The 22042-nt window shown below is 62.0% G+C and carries 19 protein-coding genes and 1 riboswitch; of the genes, 14 read left to right on the top strand and 5 right to left on the bottom strand.

Annotated elements, in window-relative coordinates; translation table 11 throughout:
• Positions 1 to 190 precede the first annotated feature (190 nt).
• Positions 191 to 392: riboswitch (yybP-ykoY riboswitch) on the top strand.
• Entirely contained in the window at positions 373 to 1413 is a 1041-nt protein-coding gene (locus HDE77_RS13715; RefSeq protein ID WP_255482719.1) for a sodium:calcium antiporter, read from the top strand. (Overlaps the previous riboswitch by 20 nt.)
• Before the next feature lie 56 nt (positions 1414 to 1469).
• On the opposite strand, the gene HDE77_RS13720 is transcribed toward HDE77_RS13715, so the two are convergent.
• Positions 1470 to 2165 (bottom strand): 2OG-Fe(II) oxygenase, encoded by a 696-nt coding sequence (locus HDE77_RS13720; protein ID WP_184418067.1) that lies wholly within the window; start codon positions 2163 to 2165, stop codon positions 1470 to 1472.
• A gap of 214 nt (positions 2166 to 2379) precedes the next feature.
• Here HDE77_RS13720 and carA point away from each other — a divergent pair, with 214 nt between their 5' ends.
• The 5 genes from carA (at position 2380) to HDE77_RS13745 (ending at position 9014) form a co-directional block, all read left to right on the top strand.
• The gene (gene carA / locus HDE77_RS13725) at positions 2380 to 3522 is read left to right on the top strand and encodes a glutamine-hydrolyzing carbamoyl-phosphate synthase small subunit (protein WP_184418069.1); all 1143 of its coding nucleotides are present in this window, start codon (positions 2380 to 2382) and stop codon (positions 3520 to 3522) included.
• A 1-nt stretch (position 3523) separates the two neighbouring features.
• Positions 3524 to 6751 (top strand): carbamoyl-phosphate synthase large subunit, encoded by a 3228-nt coding sequence (gene carB, locus HDE77_RS13730; RefSeq protein WP_184418071.1) that lies wholly within the window; start codon positions 3524 to 3526, stop codon positions 6749 to 6751.
• Positions 6748 to 7224, top strand: coding sequence for a transcription elongation factor GreA (greA, locus tag HDE77_RS13735; RefSeq protein WP_184418073.1), 477 nt, complete (start codon positions 6748 to 6750; stop codon positions 7222 to 7224). The genes carB and greA overlap by 4 nt, the downstream gene beginning before the upstream one ends.
• 96 nt (positions 7225 to 7320) lie before the next feature.
• Entirely contained in the window at positions 7321 to 8484 is a 1164-nt protein-coding gene (locus HDE77_RS13740; RefSeq protein ID WP_184418075.1) for a glycosyltransferase, read from the top strand.
• Between the two features lie 68 nt (positions 8485 to 8552).
• A complete protein-coding gene (locus HDE77_RS13745; RefSeq protein WP_221444286.1) occupies positions 8553 to 9014 on the top strand; it encodes a hypothetical protein in 462 nt (153 codons plus the stop codon).
• Between the two features lie 94 nt (positions 9015 to 9108).
• On the opposite strand, the gene ykgO is transcribed toward HDE77_RS13745, so the two are convergent.
• The 4 genes from ykgO to HDE77_RS13765 all read right to left on the bottom strand — a co-directional run bounded on the left by ykgO (position 9109) and on the right by HDE77_RS13765 (position 13078).
• Positions 9109 to 9234: a type B 50S ribosomal protein L36 gene (gene ykgO / locus HDE77_RS13750; protein WP_184418077.1), complete on the bottom strand. Its 126-nt coding sequence runs from the start codon at positions 9232 to 9234 to the stop codon at positions 9109 to 9111.
• Positions 9235 to 9298: 64 nt separating this feature from the next.
• Positions 9299 to 10210 (bottom strand): LysR substrate-binding domain-containing protein, encoded by a 912-nt coding sequence (locus HDE77_RS13755; protein ID WP_184418079.1) that lies wholly within the window; start codon positions 10208 to 10210, stop codon positions 9299 to 9301.
• Positions 10211 to 10473: 263 nt separating this feature from the next.
• Positions 10474 to 12492, bottom strand: a complete 2019-nt coding sequence (locus tag HDE77_RS13760; RefSeq protein WP_184418081.1) for an NADPH-dependent 2,4-dienoyl-CoA reductase — start codon at positions 12490 to 12492, stop codon at positions 10474 to 10476.
• A 328-nt stretch (positions 12493 to 12820) separates the two neighbouring features.
• Entirely contained in the window at positions 12821 to 13078 is a 258-nt protein-coding gene (locus HDE77_RS13765) for an acyl-CoA-binding protein (protein ID WP_184418083.1), read from the bottom strand.
• A gap of 109 nt (positions 13079 to 13187) precedes the next feature.
• On the opposite strand from HDE77_RS13765, the gene cmk reads away from it, so the two are divergent.
• The 8 genes from cmk (at position 13188) to galU (ending at position 21622) form a co-directional block, all read left to right on the top strand.
• Positions 13188 to 13868, top strand: a complete 681-nt coding sequence (cmk, locus tag HDE77_RS13770) for a (d)CMP kinase (protein WP_184418085.1) — start codon at positions 13188 to 13190, stop codon at positions 13866 to 13868.
• A 177-nt stretch (positions 13869 to 14045) separates the two neighbouring features.
• Positions 14046 to 15719, top strand: a complete 1674-nt coding sequence (rpsA, locus tag HDE77_RS13775) for a 30S ribosomal protein S1 (RefSeq protein WP_184418087.1) — start codon at positions 14046 to 14048, stop codon at positions 15717 to 15719.
• A 111-nt stretch (positions 15720 to 15830) separates the two neighbouring features.
• Positions 15831 to 16130: an integration host factor subunit beta gene (locus tag HDE77_RS13780; protein WP_184418089.1), complete on the top strand. Its 300-nt coding sequence runs from the start codon at positions 15831 to 15833 to the stop codon at positions 16128 to 16130.
• A gap of 275 nt (positions 16131 to 16405) precedes the next feature.
• A complete protein-coding gene (locus HDE77_RS13785) occupies positions 16406 to 16666 on the top strand; it encodes a lipopolysaccharide assembly protein LapA domain-containing protein (protein ID WP_184418091.1) in 261 nt (86 codons plus the stop codon).
• Positions 16663 to 17835, top strand: a complete 1173-nt coding sequence (gene lapB / locus HDE77_RS13790; protein ID WP_184418093.1) for a lipopolysaccharide assembly protein LapB — start codon at positions 16663 to 16665, stop codon at positions 17833 to 17835. The genes HDE77_RS13785 and lapB overlap by 4 nt, the downstream gene beginning before the upstream one ends.
• Before the next feature lie 7 nt (positions 17836 to 17842).
• Positions 17843 to 18865: a glycosyltransferase family 4 protein gene (locus HDE77_RS13795; protein ID WP_184418252.1), complete on the top strand. Its 1023-nt coding sequence runs from the start codon at positions 17843 to 17845 to the stop codon at positions 18863 to 18865.
• Complete coding sequence (locus HDE77_RS13800; RefSeq protein ID WP_184418095.1) at positions 18852 to 20750, top strand: nucleoside-diphosphate sugar epimerase/dehydratase; 1899 nt, start codon at positions 18852 to 18854, stop codon at positions 20748 to 20750. Before HDE77_RS13795 ends, HDE77_RS13800 begins: the two co-directional genes overlap by 14 nt.
• The gene (gene galU, locus HDE77_RS13805) at positions 20747 to 21622 is read left to right on the top strand and encodes a UTP--glucose-1-phosphate uridylyltransferase GalU (protein ID WP_184418097.1); all 876 of its coding nucleotides are present in this window, start codon (positions 20747 to 20749) and stop codon (positions 21620 to 21622) included. Before HDE77_RS13800 ends, galU begins: the two co-directional genes overlap by 4 nt.
• Positions 21623 to 22042: the final 420 nt, after the last annotated feature.

Here is a 22042-nt window from a genome sequence, read left to right on the forward strand (position 1 = left end):
TCGCCCGTATCGCCTTCGCACTGCTCAAGACCGATTCGCAGTATCAACCCAAATTACCCCAAACCACTTGCATGCAAACATAGAATCTCCCACAAAAAGCAGATCCACAAGAGCATCGCGCACAGGGTGCGCTCCTACACTCGCGACCTGCGTCTTGCTTGTGCCCCGCGCGCAGTACCGCTAGCATCGACCCGTTGTCATTGGGGAGTAGCCAGCCTCGTCCCCTGAGGCGTTCGCATCAACAGACCTGGTCGCCGGTGTATTGGCGCCATGGTGCGATCAGCTGCCGTTTACCGTCTGGTAGCGGCCCAGCCCGGCGAGACCTTTGGCCATCGACACCTCACCCGACCGGGCGAGCGATGTCGTTGAGCCATGGGTTTTCTGCTCGCCCGGTCCAGTGCATTTCCCATGTTGCTCACCTTGTGTCTGTTTCTCGCCTCGGCCGGTGCGATCTATTTCGCCTGCGAATATTTCGTCAACGGCGTCGAGTGGTTTGGACAAAAGCTCAAGCTGGGCGCGACCGCCACCGGTACGGTCTTGGCTGCATTCGGCACGGCGCTGCCGGAAAGCGCAGTGACCTTTGTCGCGGTGATGTTCGGCAAGACATCCGAGGCCCGCGATATCGGCGTGGGCGCTGCAATGGGCGGGCCGCTGGTGCTGGCGACGATCGCCTATGCCGTGGTGGGAGCCGCGCTATGGTTCAACCTGCGGCGACTCAAGCGCCCTGATCGCCTGATCCGGGTCGATCATGAACGGCTGGCGCGCGATCAGTCGTGGTTCCTCGCGATTTTTGTGATCAAGGTTGGCCTCGGTCTGATCGCGTTCGCGTTCAAGCCGTGGTTGGGCGTGTTGTTTCTGGCGGCCTACGCGCTGTACGTGTGGCGCGAGGTGCGTAGCGATGACAGCGCACCGGACGAGGAAATTCTGGAGCCGCTGAAGTTTCGCCCACACCAGAAAGACCCGGCCATGCGCTGGGTAGCCGCGCAGACAGTCGCGGCGCTGCTGGTGATTGCGGCGGCATCGCGGCTCTTCGTCCATCAGCTCGAAGCGATTGGCGCAGCCTTCGCACTGCCCGCACATCTGGTGGCACTCGTATTGAGCCCGGTCGCCACTGAATTGCCGGAGACCGTCAACGCGCTGATCTGGGTGCGTCAGGGCAAAGAACGCCTCGCGCTGGCCAATATCTCAGGGGCGATGATGATCCAGGCGACTATCCCCAGTTCGTTGGGCCTGTTTGCGACGCCATGGCTGTTCGATGCGCCGCTGATTGCGGCAGGTGTGGTGACCGCGCTCGCTATCGTCTACCTGTGGTGGCAGTTCCACCGCGGTCGGGTCGATGCTCGCTGGTTGCTTCCAGTCGGCTTGCTGTACGGCGTATTTGCGGCATTTGCCGGCTGGCATTTCGCCCGCTGAGGCACGGCTTCAACCAAGCCGCGCCTCTATAAACCCAGTATCAATCAAACCCCGTATCAATCGGGATGCGAAGCGTTGCGATCGCGCTTGGCGCCCAGCTTGGTATCCAGCTTGCCGAACAGCTTTTTGAACACGCGCGAGAATTTGCCGCGTTTGGTCTTGCGCAGCTTCTCCTCCTCACTGGTGAGCCAGGCGACCTGGATCACCCGCCGCTCGCCCTCGTAGGGCAGATGGCCATGGAATGAGTTTTCGCAGCGCTTGAACACGGCAAATTCGCCATACAGTGGGGCCAGTTCGGGCGCCACGACGCTGTCGATATCGTCGATCTTGTGCAGAAACCGCAGGCAACCGTCGCTGGTATCCGGCCATTGCGCGTTCAGATAAATCAGTGCCGTGGCCACTTTGGACTTGCTGTCGGTGTGGATGGTGCCGTGGCGCTTGTTGAGCAGGCGGCACAGCGTGACCAGGGTCGGATACTGGCCGAGGTTGTCGATGCCCAGGCGCTTGCCGACGGCGCTGGCAAAGGCCGGCGTGGTCATGTTTTCGATCAGCGCATTCACCGACGGGCCGCAATCGTTCGGGTCGTAAGGAAAGAATCCGGCGCTGGCGTAACGAGGAAAATCGCGATCCAGGTCGTTGCGTGCTTCATCAGGCAACTGGCCGTGCGCAACCATGAACGGGAAGGGTTCCTGCTGAACCGTGGTATCCGGGCGATCGAGGCGGGCGGGATCGAGCAGGACGACAGCACTCATGGGGGCATTCAACTCCTTTGAAATGGGGCTTAGTGTAGCGCTGGCTGCCACACGGTTGTCATGCTGAACACGCGTGGTTCATTCAACGTAAGGTGGACAGAAACCGCTCCGCCACTTATCATTTCAACCCGCCCTGATCCTTTCCCTCCCAAGCCCCACAAGCCAGCAATCATGCGGCTTGCGGATCTTGCTGCATCTAAAAGGCGGTTAACGTATGCCTATTCCCGCTCTGCTGGCCCTCGAAGACGGCAGCGTGTTTCACGGTCACGCCGTGGGCGCGACTGGCGAAACCGTTGGCGAAGTGGTCTTCAATACAGCGATGACCGGTTACCAGGAGATCCTCACCGATCCCTCCTATGCGCGGCAGATCGTCACGCTGACCTATCCGCATATCGGCAACACCGGCGTCAACGCCGAAGATGTCGAGTCCACCGCCATCCATGCAGCCGGCCTGATCGTGCGCGACGTGCCGCGCCGGGCCAGCAACTGGCGCAGTACCGAAAGCCTGCCCGACTATCTCAAGCGACATGGCACGGTCGCGATCGCCGGCATCGACACTCGCCGACTGACCCGCATTCTGCGCGACAAGGGCGCGCTGTCCGGTTGCATCATGGCGGGCGAGCAGGTCGACACCGAAGTGGCGCTGGCCAAGGCGCGCGCCTTTCCGGGTTTGAACGGGATGGATCTGGCCAAGGTGGTCAGTACCACCAAGCCGTACGAATGGAAGGATGGCATCTACGACCTGGATGGCACCGCCTTCAATCAGCCGGCGAATGCAACGCAAGGTCCGCGCTTCAAGGTCGTCGCCTACGACTATGGCGTGAAGCACAACATTCTGCGCCTGCTGGCCGAGCAAGGTTGCGATGTCACCGTCGTACCGGCGCAGACGCCTGCGGCCGACGTGCTGGCGATGAAGCCGGACGGTGTGTTCCTGTCCAACGGTCCGGGTGATCCGGCCGCCTGCGACTACGCGATCGTCGCAACCCGCGAGTTGCTGGATTCAAAGATTCCGCTGTTCGGCATCTGCCTCGGCCATCAGCTGATGGGGCTGGCGGTCGGCGGCAAGACGCTGAAGATGAAATTCGGCCATCACGGTGCGAATCATCCGGTGAAGGATCTGGACGACGGGCGCGTGCTGATCACCTCGCAGAATCACGGCTTCGCGGTCGACCCGGCGACGCTGCCGGCGAATGTGCGGGTGACGCATACCTCGCTGTTCGATGGTTCGCTGCAGGGTTTCGCGCTGACCGACCGACCCGCGTTCTGCTTCCAGGGACATCCGGAAGCGAGTCCCGGGCCGCTCGATATGGGCTATCTGTTCCAACGTTTTGCGGCACTGATGCAGGAGGCCCGCTGAGATGGCCAAGCGTACCGATATCAAGAGCATCCTCATCATCGGCGCTGGCCCGATCGTGATCGGCCAGGCCTGCGAGTTTGACTACTCCGGCGCACAGGCCTGCAAGGCGCTGAAGGAAGAGGGCTACCGGGTGATCCTGGTGAACTCCAATCCGGCCACGATCATGACCGACCCGGAGACTGCCGACGCGGTCTACATCGAGCCGATCAACTGGCAGACGGTGGAACGCATCATCGCCAAGGAGCGCCCGGACGCGGTGCTGCCGACGATGGGCGGCCAGACCGGTCTCAATTGCGCGCTCGACCTAGCCGACAACGGTGTGCTGGAGAAGTACAACGTCGAGCTGATCGGCGCCTCGCGCGAAGCGATCCGCATGGCCGAAGACCGGGAACTGTTCCGTGTCGCGATGGCCGAGATCGGGCTGGATTGTCCCAAGGCCGAGGTGGTGCGCACCTACGAGCAGGCGCTGCTGACACAGGCCAAAGTGGGCTTCCCGACCGTCATCCGCCCAAGCTTCACGCTTGGTGGTTCCGGTGGCGGCATCGCTTACAACAAGGAAGAGTTCGAGGAGATCGTCAAGCGCGGCCTGGAACTCTCCCCCGTTGGCGAAGTGCTGGTCGAAGAGTCCGTACTGGGCTGGAAAGAATTCGAGATGGAAGTGGTTCGCGACACCGCGGACAACTGCATCATCGTGTGCTCGATCGAGAACCTCGATCCGATGGGCGTGCACACCGGCGACTCGATCACGGTCGCGCCGGCGCAGACGCTCACCGACAAGGAATACCAGCGCCTGCGTGATGCGTCGATCGCGGTGCTGCGCAAGATCGGCGTGGATACCGGTGGCTCCAACGTGCAGTTCGGCATCAATGCCGAGAACGGTCGCGTAGTGGTGATCGAGATGAACCCGCGCGTGTCGCGTTCCTCGGCGCTGGCCTCCAAGGCCACCGGCTTCCCGATCGCGAAAATCGCGGCGAAACTGGCTGTCGGCTACACGCTTGACGAGCTGAAGAACGACATCACCGGCGGTCTCACGCCGGCCTCGTTCGAGCCGACCATCGACTATGTCGTCACCAAGATTCCGCGCTTCGCGTTCGAGAAATTCCCGTCAGCCGACGCTCGCCTCACCACCCAGATGAAATCAGTGGGCGAAGTGATGGCGATCGGGCGCACCTTCCACGAATCGCTGCAGAAGGCACTGCGCGGGCTGGAAATCGGCAAGACCGGATTGAATCCAACAGGCCTGGACATCACGACTGAGGCGGGCCTGGCCACGCTCAAGCGTGAACTGCGCGAACCGCGCCCGGATCGTGTATTCCATCTCGCCGATGCGTTCCGCGCCGGCCTGTCGCTGGAAGAAGTGCACAACCTGAGCCGGGTCGACCCATGGTTCCTCGCGGCGTTCGAGGACATCGTGCTGACCGAAGCGGAGATTGCCAAGCAGGGCCTGACGGCACTCGACGAACCGCGCATGCGCGAACTCAAGCGACTCGGATTCTCCGATGCGCGAGTGGCCGAACTGGTCAACACCGACGAAGCCGCCCTGCGTTATCTGCGGCATACGCTAGGCGTCCGGCCGGTGTACAAGCGCGTGGACTCCTGCGCGGCCGAGTTCGCCACCAGCACCGCCTACATGTATTCGACCTATGAGGAAGAATGCGAAGCGGCACCGACCGATCGCAAAAAGATCATGGTGCTTGGCGGTGGTCCGAACCGCATCGGGCAGGGCATCGAGTTCGACTACTGCTGCGTGCATGCCTCGCTGGCGCTGCGCGAGGATGGCTACGAGACCATCATGGTCAACTGCAATCCGGAGACCGTCTCGACCGACTACGACACTTCCGATCGCCTGTATTTCGAATCGCTGACGCTCGAGGACGTGCTGGAAATCGTCCATCTGGAAAAACCGCAGGGTGTGATCGTGCAGTACGGCGGCCAGACCCCGCTGAAGCTCGCACGTGCGCTGGAAGCGGCGGGCGTGCCGATCATCGGCACCAGCCCGGACAGCATCGACCTGGCCGAGGACCGCGAGCGCTTCCAGCAGATGATCGAGAAGATCGGCCTGAAGCAGCCGCCGAATCGTACGGCCCGCAATGCCGACGAGGCCTTGGCGCTGGCGCGCGAGATCGGCTACCCGCTGGTGGTGCGGCCGAGCTACGTGCTTGGTGGGCGCGCGATGGAAGTGGTGCATGACGACGCCGACCTGTCGCGCTACATCCGCGACGCGGTGAAGGTATCCAACGATTCGCCGGTACTGCTGGACCGCTTCCTCGACCATGCGGTCGAGGTGGACGTCGACGTGATTGCCGATGCGGGCGGCAACGTGCTGATCGGCGGCATCATGGAGCACATCGAGGAAGCGGGCGTGCACTCGGGCGATTCCTCGTGCTCGCTGCCGCCGTACTCGCTGTCTGCCGAGGTGCAGGACGAGTTGCGTCGCCAGGTCGCGCTGATGGCGCGCGAGCTGAAAGTGATCGGCTTGATGAACACCCAGTTCGCGATTCAGGGCGACACCGTGTTCATCCTCGAAGTGAATCCGCGCGCCTCGCGTACCGTGCCGTTCGTGTCCAAGGCGACCGGTGTGCCGCTGGCCAAGATCGCCGCCCGCGTGATGGCCGGTCGTACGCTGGCCAGTTTGGGTGCGACGCACGAAGTGATCCCCGCGTACTACTCGGTGAAGGAGGCAATCTTCCCGTTCCTGAAGTTCCAGAATGTGGACCCGATCCTCGGCCCCGAGATGCGCTCGACCGGTGAGGTGATGGGTGTGGGCCGCAGTTTCGGCGCTGCCTTTGCCCGCGGTCACGAGGCTGCCGGTATCAAACCGCCGACGGTGGGCAAGGTGTTCCTGTCGGTACGCGACAGCGACAAGGAGCGCCTGTTGCCGGTAGCGAAAGAAGTCATTGCGCGCGGCTTCAACTTGGTCGCGACGTCCGGTACCGCCAGTTATCTGGCCGAACACGGCGTGGTCTGCGAGCGTATCAACAAGGTGCTCGAAGGCAGGCCGCATATCGTCGATCTGATCAAGAACGGCGAGATTGTCTATATCGTCAACACGACTGAGGGCAAGCAGGCGATTGCCGACTCGTTCTCGATCCGGCGCGAGGCCCTGCAGCACCGCGTCACTTATTCCACTACCGTATCAGGCGCCCGTGCGCTCGTGCATTCGCTGGATTTCCGCAGCGATGGCGAGGTGCACAGCCTGCAGGAACTGCACAAGGAGTTGAGCGCATGAGTCGCGCCCCCATCACCAAAGAAGGCTCGGAGCGTTTGCGCGCCGAGCTTGATCGTCTGAAATTTGTCGACCGGCCGCGCATTATCGCGGCGATCGCCGAGGCGCGTGCGCACGGTGATCTCAAAGAGAACGCCGAATACCACGCCGCACGCGATCAGCAAAGTTTCGCCGAAGGCCGCATTGCGGAGCTGGAAGGCGCGCTGTCCACGGCCGAAGTCATCGATGTGTCGCGACTCAATCCCGGCAACCGTGTGGTGTTCGGTGCGATCGTGGATCTGCAAGACGAGGACACCGGCGTGGCCGTCACCTATCAGATCGTCGGTGACCTGGAAGCGGACATCAAGCGGCAACTGATTGCCGTGTCTTCACCGATCGCGCGTGCGTTGATCGGCAAGAGCTCCGGTGACAGCTTCGAGTTCACAGCGCCCAATGGCGTGAAGCACTACGAAATCACCGGTGTGCGTTATTCCTGAAGCTGGGTTTGAGATTGCCGGCCGCCGCTTGCGCGCGGCCCGGTAAAGTCGGCGGCGTGGCCGCCTTGTGATGAGCCTCTGACAACGGATCGAGACATGCCGCAGCAGAAAATTCTGTTTCTCAGTGTCTCGGCCGGTGCAGGCCATATGCGAGCCGCCGAGGCGTTGCACCTCACCGCGCAGGCAAACCTGCCGCACATCGAGACCATGCACCTGGATGCGATGGGCTTCGTTCCGTCAGCCTTCCGCAAGCTATATACCGACTTCTACATCTTGCTGGTGAACAGCTATCCGACCCTGTGGGGCATGCTGTACCAACGCAGCTCCGATGCCGATCCGGATAGCCCGATGCAGAAGCTGCGGCGCGCCGTCGAGCGTCTCAGTACGGGCGATCTGCGCAGAGCGATCAATGCATTTGCCCCCGACGCTATCGTCTGCACTCACTTTCTGCCCGCCGAAATGCTGATGCATGACATCCAGCGCGAACGGATGTCGGTGCCGGTGTGGGTCCAGGTCACCGATTTCGACCTGCATGGCATGTGGGTGATCCCACACATGACCGGCTTCTTTGCCGCGAGTGATGAAATTGCCTTCCGCATGCGCGCGAATGGCATCGACGCCGAACGCGTCCACACCACCGGCATTCCGGTGATGCCAGCGTTCACCGTGCCACAAGACCGCCGTGCCTGCGCCGAACGCTTCGGCCTCGATCCGACACGGCGCACCATCATGCTGATGGGCGGTGGCGCCGGCGTCGGCAAGCTCGACGAGGTAGCGGCGGCACTGATGCGGTTGGAGCACGATTTCCAGCTGATCGTGCTGGCAGGGCGCAACGAAGCTGCGCTGGGCCGGCTGAAGACTCAGGCCGCGGAGCATCCGACACGGCTGTTCCCCTTCGGCTTCACCAACGAGGTGGCACAGCTGATGGCTTGCTCGGACCTGGTGATCACCAAGCCCGGCGGGCTGACCACCTCCGAATGCCTCGCGATGGGACTGCCGATGGTGGTGTATGCGCCGATCCCCGGTCAGGAAGAGCGCAATGCGGACTACGTGCTGGAGCAGGGCGCGGCACTGAAGGCTGTAGACCTGATCTCGCTGGAGTACCGGGTTCTTAAATTGCTGGCCGAACCGGAACGTTTGCTGCGGATGCGTGACTGCGCACGTCGCCTGGGCCAGCCGCAGGCGGCGCGACGCGTGCTTGAGATCGTGCAGGCGCAGCTTGACTGCCAGCAGCCCGCGGCGATACAGGCGTGTCCTTGAGCATGCGTCGGCCGGATCAGCGATTCCCTGGCACTCGCAGAACAGCTTCAGTATCCACACAGCCCCTGGTGCTGTTGCTGACACTCGGCTGGACTGTACTGCTGGCTTTATTCTTTGCCCACGTCGAGATCCAGATCGAAGGCGCGGCGGGTTGGGCGGCCAATCTGCCGACCTGGCGCATCGAGCATCACTGGTTGCTGGATATTTTCTGGGGTGGCCGCCCGATGACCGGCTATCACGCCTGGCTGTTTCCGTGCATGGCGCTGTTCTTCCATTTTCCGTTGGCTTTTGCCGGGAACTGGAGCTGGCGTGCCGAGGCGCGCGTATTCGCTTGCATCATGCTGTTCTGGATCAGCGAGGATTTCCTGTGGTTCGTGCTGAACCCTGCCTATGGCGTGGCGCATTTCGCGCCGCGCTACATCCCCTGGCATATCCACTGGTGGGGTCCGGCACCTAGCGACTACTGGGTTTCGCTGTCGATTGCGGCCGTGCTGTTCTGGATGTCGTGCCGCGCGGAGCGATCACGCTGAGCGGTTGCAGCGGCTTCCCGGGCGCGCTTCCCGAGCGCCACCCACAAAAAAGGCCGCACATGTGCGGCCTTTTCATCGACACGTAACGCTGGGATCAGCGCTGACGAGCCTTGAAACGGGGGTTGCTCTTGCAGATCACGAACACCTTGCCGCGACGACGCACAACCTTGCAGTCACGGTGCCGCGACTTGGCGGACTTCAAAGAGTTAAGCACCTTCACGGCCAGCTCCTGACACTAAACGGGGATTAGTTAAGCGCGCAAGTGTAACGGCTTGCGTGGCTTATCACAAGCCTAAGGCGACGGCGGATTCGGCGACCGTTGAAAGGAACTGCTGCAGTACGGGCGAATGGTCGTCGCTGCGACAGGCCACGGCCAGCAAGAGATACGCATCGGAGTCTTCCAGCGGCACGTAGCTCACGCCAGCCAGTCGCACCGCGCGCATGGAGGCGGGCACCAAAGCCAGACCCAGGCCGGCAGCGACCAGAGCCAGCAAGCCATTGATCTGCTGCGCGTGCTGACCAATCAGCGGCTGGAAACCCGCCCTGGTTGCCAAGCTGACCAGCCGGTCATAAAGCGTGGAGGCGAGTTCGCGCGGTTGCGACACAAACGGGTCAGCAGCCACTTCGGCGAGGCGCAAGCTGCTGCGGTTTGCCAGCGGATGACGAGCGGGCATGGCGAGTAGCAGGGGTTCGCGATCGATGACACTCAGCCGCAGATTGCGAGCGTCCTGCGCATGGGTAGGCTCATCCCGCACGAAGCCGACATCGATCTGGCCCGCCAGCAGTGCCGCGAACTGTGGCTCGGTGTACATCTCGCTGAGCTGTAAAAGGACATTGGGCGCAACCTGGCCGTAGCGCAGCAAGGTTTGTGGCAGCGCCGGATGAAACGAGACCGACACCGTATACGCCAACCGCAGCTGGCCACTGTAGCCGGCGGCAGCGGCAACCACGTGGCTGCGCGCCTCGTCGGCCTTGGCCAGGATCTGTCGCGCCTGCTCCAGAAAAACCCGGCCCGGTTCCGTGAGTGCCACATTGCGTTTGTTGCGCTCAAGTAGGCGCACGCCCAAGTCCTGCTCCAGCGCCTGAATCTGTTGGGATAGGGGAGGTTGGGACAGGTGCAGGCGGATGGCTGCGCGGGTGAAGCTCAGCTCTTCGGCGACGGCGATGAAATAGCGCAGCTGGCGAAAGTCAAACATATAGCAAATATATAGCGATATCGAATTAGTTAGGCTCTAAATATATATTGGATACTCTATTGCGTCGATCATAAACTCTCATCCGTCCCACCACTTCCCCCTCCCCCTAGTGGTGGTGACCCTCGCCCCGCAGCGACGCTAAATACGATATCTGGCTTACCCCCCTTGAGCCCATATTGATGCGTCGCACCGCGGGGCGCTTTTTTTTCTGCTCCCCGACGCCGCTGTCCAACCGACAGCGGCGTCGGCGTTTCTGCGTTTCCCTAAAGGTCGCTGGCAAGCTTTGTGCCTTGGGCGATTGCGCGTTTGGCGTCGAGTTCGGCGGCCACATCGGCCCCGCCAATGACATGAACTTTCACGCCGGCCGCGATCAACTCGTCAGCCAGGCGTCGATTCGGTTCCTGTCCGGCACAAATCACCACGTTGTCGACCGGCAGGATCTGCGCGGTGCCGTCAACCGTGATGTGCAGACCTTCATCGTCGAAACGCTGATAGCTGACTTTGCCCAGCATCGTCACGTGCTTGGCCTTGAGCGTGGCCCGGTGCACCCAGCCGGTCGTCTTGTTGAGCCGTGCGCCGGGGCGACCTTCGCTGCGCTGCAATAGCCAGATCTGCCGGGCCGGCGCTTCCGGTTGGGGCTTCTCCAGGCCGCCGCGGTTGGCCAGCTGCATGTCGACCCCCCATTCGCGTGTCCAGCGCGCAACGTCGGTGGTGGGCGATGGCGCGTGCTCGACCAAAAACTCCGCTACATCAAAGCCGATGCCGCCTGCGCCGATGATCGCCACCTTCGCGCCCACCGGTCGGTGCTGTGCCAATACATCGAGGTAGCTCAATACACGAGGATCATCGCTGCCGGGAAAGCTCACGCTGCGTGGTGTGATGCCGGTGGCGATCACTACTTCGTCATAGCCGCCGGCACGCATGGATGCAACATCGGCCGCCTTTCCCAGTTGCACGTCGACGCCGGTGTCGCTCAATTGATGACCGAAATAACGCAGCGTTTCGTGGAACTCTTCCTTGCCGGGAATCTGCTTGGCGTAATTGAATTGGCCGCCGATTTCGGTAGCGCGATCGATCAGGGTTACCGCGTGGCCGCGCTCGCCCAGGGTGCTGGCGCACGCCATGCCCGCGGGACCGGCGCCAATCACGGCGATGCGTTTGCGCACACTGGCTGGTTCGATCTTCAGTTCGGTTTCGTGACAGGCGCGCGGGTTGACCATGCAGCTGGCGCGGCGGTTCTGGAATACGTGATCGAGGCAGGCCTGATTGCAGGCGATGCAGGTGTTGATGCGATCGCTGCGACCGCCCTTGGCCTTGTTCGCCCAGGCTGGGTCGGCCAACAGGGGGCGCGCCATCGAAACCATGTCGGCGGCACCATCGGCAAGGATGCGTTCGGCGACCTCGGGCATGTTGATGCGGTTGGTCGTGATCAGCGGGATCGCCACCTCGCCTTTGAGTTTCTTGGTGACCCAGGCAAAGCCTGCCCGCGGAACACTGGTGACGATGGTAGGTACGCGCGCCTCATGCCATCCGATGCCGGTATTGATGATGCTGGCGCCGGCCGCTTCGATCGCCTTGGCCAGTGTCACGATCTCGCTCCAGTCCTGGCCGTCCTCGACCAGATCGAGCATCGACAGCCGGTAGATGATGATGAAGTTGCGACCGACCGCTGCGCGCGTGCGGCGCACGATTTCGATCGCGAAGCGCATGCGGCGGGTTGCGTCACCACCCCATGCGTCGTTGCGATGGTTGGTGCGCGCAGCAATGAACTGATTGATCAGATAGCCTTCCGAACCCATCACCTCGACGCCGTCGTAGTCGGCGTCCTGCGCCAGCTTCGCGCAATGCACGAAGGCGTCGATGGTGCGCTCCACGCCGCGCGACGACAGCGCACGCGGGGTAAACGGGGTGATCGGCGATTTGATCTTCGACGGCGCCACTGACAGTGGCTGATAGCCATAGCGCCCGGCGTGCAGTATCTGCATGCAGATCAGCCCGCCTTCGGCATGTACGGCGCTGGTGAGTTTGCGATGTCGCGGCACGTGCCAGGGCATCGACAGGCGCCCGCCGAACGGCTTCAGCCAGCCCTGGATGCTCGGCGCGATACCGCCGGTGACCATCAGGCCGACCCCGCCTCGGGCGCGCTCGGCGAAATACGCGGCCAGCTTGTCGTAATCGCTGGCCTTGTCTTCCAGCCCGGTATGCATCGAGCCCATCAGGATGCGATTGGGCAGCGTGACATGGCCCAGATCGAGCGGGGCGAACAGGTTGGGGTAATCCATGCGATCGGGCGCCGAATCAAACGATCGTATGAATGTGCCGGTGTTGGGTACCGAAAAGCAAGCGCCGCGTGCGAGCAGGGCGACTTGAGGGGCTTGAGGCCCAGGAGACCGCAGGGGCGTGCGGAAACCACACCTTGCTCGTCATCCCTGCGAAGGCAGGGGCCCAGAGCCCGTGCTCGGCAAGCAGCTTGAGGTTGCTGGGTTGACCAGTTTCGCTGTTGAGAAGCGCCTCTGCCTTCGCAGGGATAACGAACTGGGGGAGGGGCGGCCAGGACCGACTATATGCGGCTAGGACCGCCTAGCGGTCAGGACCGCCTATGCGAGAGCCTCAAGCCAGAAGCTGGTGCACCAGGGCGATGTAGCGGCGCATGGCTTCTTGTTCGGGTACGCCGTTGAGCTGCGCCCAAGCCTCGTGCTTTGCGGTGCCGACAAAGTCGAAAAAGCCGGGCTGGGCCCGCTGCATATCGCCTTCCGAGCCTTGCTTGTAGAGGGCGTACAGCTTCAGCAGGGTGTCATTGTCCGGGCGTATATCCAGTCGCTGGATGTCCTCGGCGGCTTGGTCGAACTCGCGGCGAAGATCGGTCATAAGGTGAATTGGGAAGATTTTGAGCAAAGGAGAACGGCTAGATAGCACGCGTTCCAAACGGGGTCAACGCGTTAAACTTTCGCTTTCTTCTGTTCAGCCAGGAATTGCCATGAGTCATGCCTCACCCGTTCCCGTACTCACCATCGACGGGCCGTCGGGATCGGGCAAGGGCACGATCAGTGCCTTGGTGGCCGAGCATCTGGGCTGGCGTCTGCTCGATTCCGGGGCGCTGTATCGCGCGGTGGGTTATGCCGCCGGCATGGAAGGGCTGGACCTGTCGGACGTGGATGCGGTGACCCGCTGCGCCCAAGGCACCCGAATCCAGTTCCGAGCGGCCAGCGATGGCGGCCTGACCCGGGTCGTCGTCAACGGCCATGACGCCACCGACGAGCTGCGCACCGAGACCGCCGGGGCAGCGGCGTCGGCGATCGCCTCAATGCCATCGGTACGTGAGGCCTTGGTGGCGCTGCAACTGGGCTTTCGCAAGGCGCCCGGGCTGGTGGCGGACGGACGCGACATGGGGACGGTGATCTTTCCCGATGCCGGGTTCAAGGTTTTCCTTACCGCAAGCGCCGCCGAACGGGCGAAAAGGCGCTATAAGCAGTTGAAGGAAAAGGGACTCAGCGTTACACTTGGCGGCCTTCAGCGCGAAATTGAGGCGCGTGACAGCCGCGATGCATCGCGGGCGGTCGCGCCGCTCAAGCCTGCCGAAGATGCACTGCTGGTGGATACCACCGGCATGGGTATCGAGGACGTCGTCGCGAAAGTACTCGCCGTTGTGCACCCTTGAAGTGAAGGTTGCGCGGCGGTTTCTGCGCCCTGCCCAGGCAGGGATTTTGGCCAACGGTGGCGACGGTCGGTTCCAGAGGAACCACCTGAAGACACCCTCAACCGGTGGACCGATTGACTCGTACGCAACACACCAGTGGCGCTGCGAACAACGGTCTTTTCCCACTATGGAATCAACATGACTGAAAGTTTTGCCGAACTGTTTGAACAGAGCCAACAGGCTATCTCCAAGCTGAAGCCCGGCGCCATCGTCACCGGCATCGTTGTGGAAATCCGCAATGACGTCGTCGTGATCAACGCTGGCCTGAAGAGCGAAGGCATCGTCCCGATCGAGCAGTTCCGCGACGAGCAGGGCGTGCTGGAGGTACAGGTAGGCGACGAGGTGAAGGTAGCCCTCGAAGCTTTGGAAGACGGTTTCGGCGAGACCAAGCTGTCGCGCGAGAAAGCCAAGCGCTCGATGGTGTGGGACGACCTGGAGCAGGCGTTCGACAAGGAAGAGACCATCGTCGGCATGATTTCCGGCAAGGTCAAGGGTGGTTTCACGGTCGACATCAAGGACGTCCGCGCATTCCTGCCGGGCTCGCTGGTCGATGTGCGTCCCGTGCGCGACCCGGTTTACCTCGAGGGCAAGGAACTCGAGTTCAAGATCATCAAGCTGGATCGCAAGCGCAACAACGTGGTGGTCAGCCGCCGCGCCGTCGTCGAGACCGAGTTCTCCGAGGAGCGCGAGAAGCTGCTTGAGCGTTTGACCGAGGGTGCCGTGGTCAAGGGCACCGTCAAGAACCTCACCGACTACGGCGCGTTCGTGGATCTGGGCGGTATCGACGGCCTGCTGCACATCACCGACATGGCGTGGAAGCGTGTGCGTCATCCGTCCGAAGTGGTCAACGTCGGCGACGAGCTGGACGTGCGCGTGCTGAAGTACGACAAGGAGCGCAACCGCGTTTCGCTGGGCCTGAAGCAGCTGGGCGACGACCCCTGGGTCGCCATTGCCCGCCGTTACCCGGTCGGCAGCCGCCTGTTCGGCAAGGTCTCCAACGTCACCGATTACGGCTGCTTCGTCGAGATCGAGCCGGGCGTGGAAGGCCTGGTGCACGTGTCCGAGATGGATTGGACCAACAAGAACGTCAACCCGGCCAAGGTGGTTCAGGTCGGTGACGAGACAGAAGTCACCGTGCTGGACGTGGATGAGGAGCGTCGCCGCATCTCGCTGGGTATCAAGCAGACCCGCTCGAACCCGTGGGAAGCGTTTGCCGCCATGCACAAGAAGGGCGACAAGGTTTCCGGTCAGATCAAGTCGATCACCGACTTCGGTGTGTTCATTGGTCTGGACGGCGGCATCGATGGTCTGGTGCACCTGTCCGACATTTCCTGGCAGATGTCTGGCGAAGACCTCGTGCGCAACTTCAAGAAGGGCGACGAGATCGAGGCCGTGGTGCTGGCAGTGGACCCGGAGCGCGAGCGCATCTCCCTCGGCATCAAGCAGATGGAGCAGGATCCGTTCGGTCAGTTCATGGCAGCAAATCCGCGTGGCAGCATCGTCAATGGCACGGTCAAGGAAGTTGACGCCAAGGGCGCTGTGATCGATCTGGGCGAGGGCGTCGAGGGTTACCTGCGCGCCAACGACATCGCGAAGGAGCGCATCGAAGATGCCACACTGCATCTGAAGGTGGGCGACAAGGTCGAAGCCAAGTTCACGGGTATGGATCGCAAGGGTCGCCAGCTGGCGCTCTCGATCCGTGCAAAGGACGAGGAAGATGTACAGGAGGCTATCGTCGACTACGCATCCGCTTCCACCGGTACGACCAAGCTTGGCGCACTGCTCAAAGAGCAGTTCGACAAGGCTGACTGATCGTAAGCAAGCGTTTGACGCGGGGCGGCGTAAAGCCGCCCCGCTGTTTAGTATCAGGGGGCAGCGGCACATCGCCGCCCCGTTGTTTCATGTCACGGACATTGGGGCCCCATGACTAAATCCGAATTGATCGAGGCGCTGGCCAGGCGCCAGACCCACCTTGCGTTCGCTGACGTCGAAATGGCCGTCAAGAGCGTGATCGAACAAATGAGCTATGCACTGGCTCATGGTGAGCGTATCGAGGTGCGCGGTTTCGGCAGCTTTGCATTGCATCACCGGCCGCCGCGCATGGGTCGCAATCCCAAGACCGGCGACGCCGTAGCATTGCCGGGCAAGCACGTTCCGCATTTCAAACCAGGCAAGGAGTTGCGCGAACGCGTCAATCTAAACCTGGAACAGGCAAGCCAGTAAGACGGCAAGCCAGATGAACGAAGGCAGGCGGCGTAAGCCGATCCTGCCTTCTTTTTGCGCGCAGCAGGCGGCGTAAGCCGATCCTGCCTTCTTTTTGCGCAGCAGCGGCGCAGGCCAGGTTTGCCTTCGTCTTCTTTAAGCGACCGGCGACGTAAGTCGATTCTGCCTTCGTGTTGCGCAGAATCCAGCCTGATTCGGACGATCGTCTGAACTATTGCCGCATCTTTCGCTTGCACTATCTGTGCCTGTAACAACCAATCGGGTAAAGTCTCAGGATGCGACTGCTCGTGATATTCATCCTTGTGATCTTCATTGCCGCTGGCGTTGTGCTGGGCGCGCTCAATGCCGACCTGGTCAGCTATGACCTCGCGTTCGTGCAGATGCGACTGCCTAAAGGCGCCGCGCTGCTGGGCGCGTTGGTGATCGGCTGGCTGCTTGGCGGCCTCACTGCATGGCTTGGGGTGACGACGCAGCAGCGTCGCTTGCGGCGCCGGCAACTGCGCAGTGCAGACAAGAACCTGCCGGTCAATTCATGAATCCTGCGTATGAGCTGGTTGTGCTGGTTCCAGCTGCTTTTGTGCTGGGCTGGTGGGCCTCCCGCAGGGTGGGGGCGCGCCGCTCCGGGGCAGAGGTCAGCGAGCTTTCATCGGACTATTTTCGCGGCTTGAACTACCTGCTTAACGAAGAGCAGGACAAGGCGATCGAGGTCTTCCTCAAGCTGGCCGAATACAACCGCGACACGGTGGAAACCCACCTTGCGCTAGGCAATCTTTTTCGCCGTCGCGGCGAGGTGGATCGGGCGATCCGGCTGCACCAGCATCTGGTGTCGCGACCGGGCCTGTCCGACGCGATGAAGACCGTGGCCTTGCTCGAGCTGGGCGAGGACTATATGCGTGCCGGTCTGCTCGATCGCGCCGAGGCTCTGTTCTCCGATCTGGTGGCAATGGACGCACATGCTCCATCGGCGTTGCGTCATCTGATTGCTATTTACCAGCACGAGCGCGACTGGCACAAGGCAATCGAGCATGCGCGCCGGCTGGAGGTAATGACCGGCGAGGACGAGCGGCCGATGATTGCCCAGTTCTACTGCGAGCTGGCCGATCGATCGCGCCAGCACGGCGCCCGCGCCGAGGCACGCGACTATTTGCGCCAGGCCTTCGAATGCCAGGCAGATTGTGTTCGCGCCTTCATGCTGACCGGTCGCCTGCAATCGGAGGATGACCATCATGCCGAAGCAGTGACGGCTTACGAAGCGGCGGTCGATGCCGACATCGCGTTCGTTCCGGAGATCCTGCCGCCGCTGCTCAACAGCTATGCCCGCTCGCAGCAGATGGAGCGTGCCGAGGTCTTTCTGCGCGATATGCTGGGCCGCTATAGCGGCATTTCACCGGTACTGGCACTGACCCATCTCTACCAGCAGCGTGACGGCGAACGGGCGGCGATCGACTTCCTGACGTCGCAGCTGCGCATGCGGCCGTCGGTGCGCGGCCTGATGGCACTGATCGACGCGACCATGGACAAGATCGAAGGTGAGGCGCGCGAGAACTTCCTGATCCTGCGCGATCTCACCAAGAAACTGCTGGAGGGGCAGGCGATGTACCGTTGCAGCCGGTGTGGGTTCGGTGCCAAAGCGCATCACTGGCAATGCCCAAGCTGCAAGAGCTGGAGCACGATTCGTCCGATCCACGGCGTTGCCAGCGAGTGACATGAGGATGTTCATGACCATGGGATGGTTGTTGGCTGCCTTGCTGATCACCCTGTTGCTGGTGCGCGGCGCGATCGCCTATGCCCATCGGCGTGGCATGCTCGATCAGCCGGGGCAACGTCGTTCGCATAGCACGCCGACTCCGCGCGGCGGCGGTATCGGCATCGTGGTGGCGATGCTGATTTGCCTGCCCGGTGCGTTGTGGAGCTTGCCCGCGGCATGGCCGGTCAGCGTGATCGCAAGCCTTTTGGGTGCGCTGCTGCTGGTGGCACTGGCTGGCTGGTGGGACGACCACCGACCCCTGCCGGTGTTGCCGCGACTGGGAGCCCAGCTGCTCGCGGTGCTCTGGTTCTCGTTCACGTTGATGGCGACGGGCTTGTCCTGGTGGTGGTTGCCATTATTGTTGGGCGCAGGTACCTGGAGCATCAACTTGCACAATTTCATGGATGGCATCGATGGCCTGCTGGCGCAGCAGGCGATCTTCGTGGCCAGCGGTCTGGCATGGATGGCGTGGGTGGCGGCGCAGCCTGCGCTGGCGGTTGCTACGGGTTCGTTGGCCGCGGCCAGTCTGGGTTTCTGGTTCTTCAACCGCCCGGCGGCGCAGATCTTCATGGGCGATGTCGGTAGCGGCAGTATCGGTCTGTTGATCTTCGCGTTCACCGCGATGCTGTGGCGGGTGGAGCCTGCCTTGCTGTGGCCGGCCTTGATCCTGTCGTCGGCGTTCGTGGTGGATGCCAGCCTGACCTTGTTGACGCGCATGCTGCGTGGCCGCCGTTGGCACACGGCGCATCGCGAACACCTGTACCAGTGGCTGGTACGTTCTGATCGAACGCACGCCCAGGCGGATGTGGCTTATCTGGCGTGGAATCTGTTGATCGCGGCACCGTTGACCTGGTTGGCCTACAGTCATCTGCAGATCGCGTTGCCGATTACCATCGTTGTATATCTGATCGCGGCGGCCGCATGGCTGGCGCTGAAACGTCGTTGTCTGCGACGCAATCTGCCCGGAGGCCGCCATGTCGCTGCGTAAATTTGTCGGCATCATTCACCCGCGTATCGCCGTCGTGGCTCACGACCTGACGATGGCTGCGCTTGCGTGGTGGATCGCCAAGCTGCTGCGCTACACCTTCAGACCGGACGACATCGTCAGCTATCACTTGCTTGAATTTCCGATCGTGCTGCTGGTGCAAGGCCTGATTTTTCGCTGGACGGGGTTGTACAAAAGCGTGTGGCGCTTTGCCAGCCTGCCGGATCTGTGGAATATCCTGCGCGCCGTGGTGCTGGGAACCGTGGCCATCTACCTCTCGCTGTTTCTGTACAACCGGCTCGACGGTGTGCCGCGCTCGGTACTGCTGCTGTATCCGATCTTGTTGGCGGTGCTGCTCGGAGGGCCACGGTTAGCCTATAGATTCTGGAAAGACAGCCGCGGCGACCTGCTGCAGAACAGCACCGCCAAGCGGGTCATGATCGTGGGTGCGGATCGCGCCGGTGAAGTTCTGTCGCGCGACCTTCGTCATGACAGTCGTTACCTTGTGGTCGGCTTTGTCGATGACAAGCCGAGTCTGCGCGGCGCCAGCATCAATGGTCATCCCGTGCTTGGGCGTTTCGATCAGCTGACCGAGGTCGCGCGTGAGGCAGCCGTGGAAATGCTGCTGATTGCACTGCCTGCGGCATCGACCACCGAGATGCGCCGGGTGGTGGCGCTATGCGACGCGACAGGTCTGCCGTATCGCACCGTGCCGCGGCTGGAAGACGTGGTCGCCGGCCGTGCGCAGTTCAACGAGATCAAGGAAGTCGCCATCGAGGATTTGCTCGGTCGCGATTCGGTGGAGCTGGACTGGACCGCGATCCGGGAAACCCTTACGGCGCGTCGGGTGCTGGTGACCGGCGGCGGCGGATCGATCGGCTCGGAATTGTGCCGGCAGATCGCCCGACTGGGGGCGCAGTCACTCACCGTGGTCGAGCAGAGCGAATACAACCTGTATCGCATCACCCAGGAACTGCGCGCGGATTTCCCTGAGCTGATTCTTGAAGGCATCCTGGCGGACTGTGGCGACCTGGTAGCCATGCAGAAGGCGTTTGCCGAGGCCAAGCCGCAAGTGTTGTTCCATGCGGCCGCCTACAAACACGTACCCATGCTGCAGGGGCAACTGCGCTCGGCGTTTCGCAACAACGTGCTGGGCACACGCACGGTGGCTGACACGGCGCGCGAAGCCGGGGTCGAATGCTTTGTATTGATCTCCACCGACAAGGCGGTCAATCCGACGAGTGTCATGGGCGCGTGCAAGCGCGTTGCCGAAATCTATTGCCAGAATCTCAACGCGCATGCCAACACCCGTTTCATGACGGTGCGTTTCGGCAACGTCCTGGATTCGGCGGGCTCGGTGGTGCCGTTGTTCCGGCGGCAGATCAATGATGGTGGTCCGGTCACGGTGACCCATCCGGAGATATCGCGCTACTTCATGACGATTCCCGAGGCCTGCCAGCTGATCCTGCAGGCGGCGAGCATCGGCAAGGGCGGCGAGATTTTTGCGCTCGACATGGGCGAGCCGGTGAAGATCCGCGATCTGGCCGAGCAGATGATCCGTCTGGCCGGCAAGAAACCCGGCAGCGAAATTCCGATCGTCTATACCGGACTGCGCGCCGGCGAAAAATTGTTCGAGGAATTGTTCCACCCGCTGGAAAATTACAGTGCCACGGGACATGCCAAGATCTTTCTCGCGCAACATCGCGAAGTATCGTGGGAACTGCTGCAGGCACTGTTGAGCAAGGCTGCCGAGGCGGTGATCGTTTTCAATGAAGAAGAACTTCGACGCTGCGTATCCGGATTGCTGCCTTCGTTCCGTTGGAGCGAAGTGGCGCAACCGGACAACGTGGTGTCGATCCGCCGCACGAATCCGGAGAAAAGTGAGTGAGCAAACCTCTACGCAAAGTGGTGTTTCCGGTTGCCGGCCTTGGCACGCGCTTTCTCCCGGCGACCAAGGTGGTAGCCAAGGAGATGCTGCCGGTACTCGACAAGCCGTTGATCCAGTACGCCGTCGACGAGGCGGTGGACGCCGGTGCCGACACGCTTATCTTTGTCACCAATCGCTATAAGCACGCCATCGCCGACTACTTCGACAAGGCTTACGAGCTTGAGGCGAAGCTGCAGGAAAAGGGCAAGGACGAGTTGCTCGCGCTGGTGCAGGGCACCTTGCCGCGGCATGTGCGGGCAATCTTCGTGACCCAACCCGAAGCACTTGGCCTTGGCCATGCCGTGCTGTGCGCGAAACCCGTGGTCGGCGACGAACCCTTTGGTGTGGTGCTGCCTGACGACCTGATCTGGAACGGTACTGGCAAGGGCGCGCTGCGACAGATGGCCGAACTCGCCGAGGCGCAGCAAGCCGGTGTGATCGCGGTGGAAGAAGTACCGCACAACGAAACCGACAAATACGGCATCGTCGATGCCACGCCGATTGATGAGCGCAGCGCGCAGATCCGCCACATGGTGGAGAAACCCAAACCCGCCGACGCACCGTCGAACCTGGCCGTGGTCGGCCGCTATGTCCTGCCCGCACGCATCTTCCATCTGCTGGAGCAGACCACGCCGGGTGCCGGTGGTGAGATCCAGCTCACCGATGCGATCGATGCGCTGCTGAAGGAGCAGGGCAAGGTACTGGCTTATCGCTTCGAGGGCACGCGCTTCGATTGCGGCAACAAGGCGGGCCTGGTGCGAGCCACGATGCACATGGCGATGCAGGATCCGAAGCTTGCGCCAACCGTGCGTGAGTTCCTCAGCCAGCTTTGAGGTAGCGCTGATCAGCGTCGGGATCAGCCAAGGCTTGAGTTGCCCTTGCGCAGAGCAATTCTGCGCAAGGTTGAAGGATCGTGGCGCGCGGCCAAGGTTTTACGGCACCGATCAGACGGGAGCGTCGATTGAATCAGCAGGTTGTTCTGTTGAACCGCTACGGCAGCCTCACATCAGGCGAACGATAGCTGGAGACCGGCGCTAGCCAGATCAGCATTTCAGACAATTCGTATGGCGTTGCCACGATCAAAGGGGCACCTTTTCTCCCTGATGGAGGCAGGGCGTCAATCAGCTGAGACGAGGCATCATCAGGTAGCGGGTCTGACTGACGCGCCGCCGGACCGTGTCTGAATCGTGCCAGAATTGAAGCCGTGTTCTGCCATGTCTCCCGTGCAGGATACGCAAGGGGAAAACTCGTTT

It is taken from the genome of Rhodanobacter sp. MP7CTX1 (assembly GCF_014205795.1).
In the GTDB taxonomy this organism is placed as follows: Bacteria; Pseudomonadota; Gammaproteobacteria; order Xanthomonadales; family Rhodanobacteraceae; genus Rhodanobacter.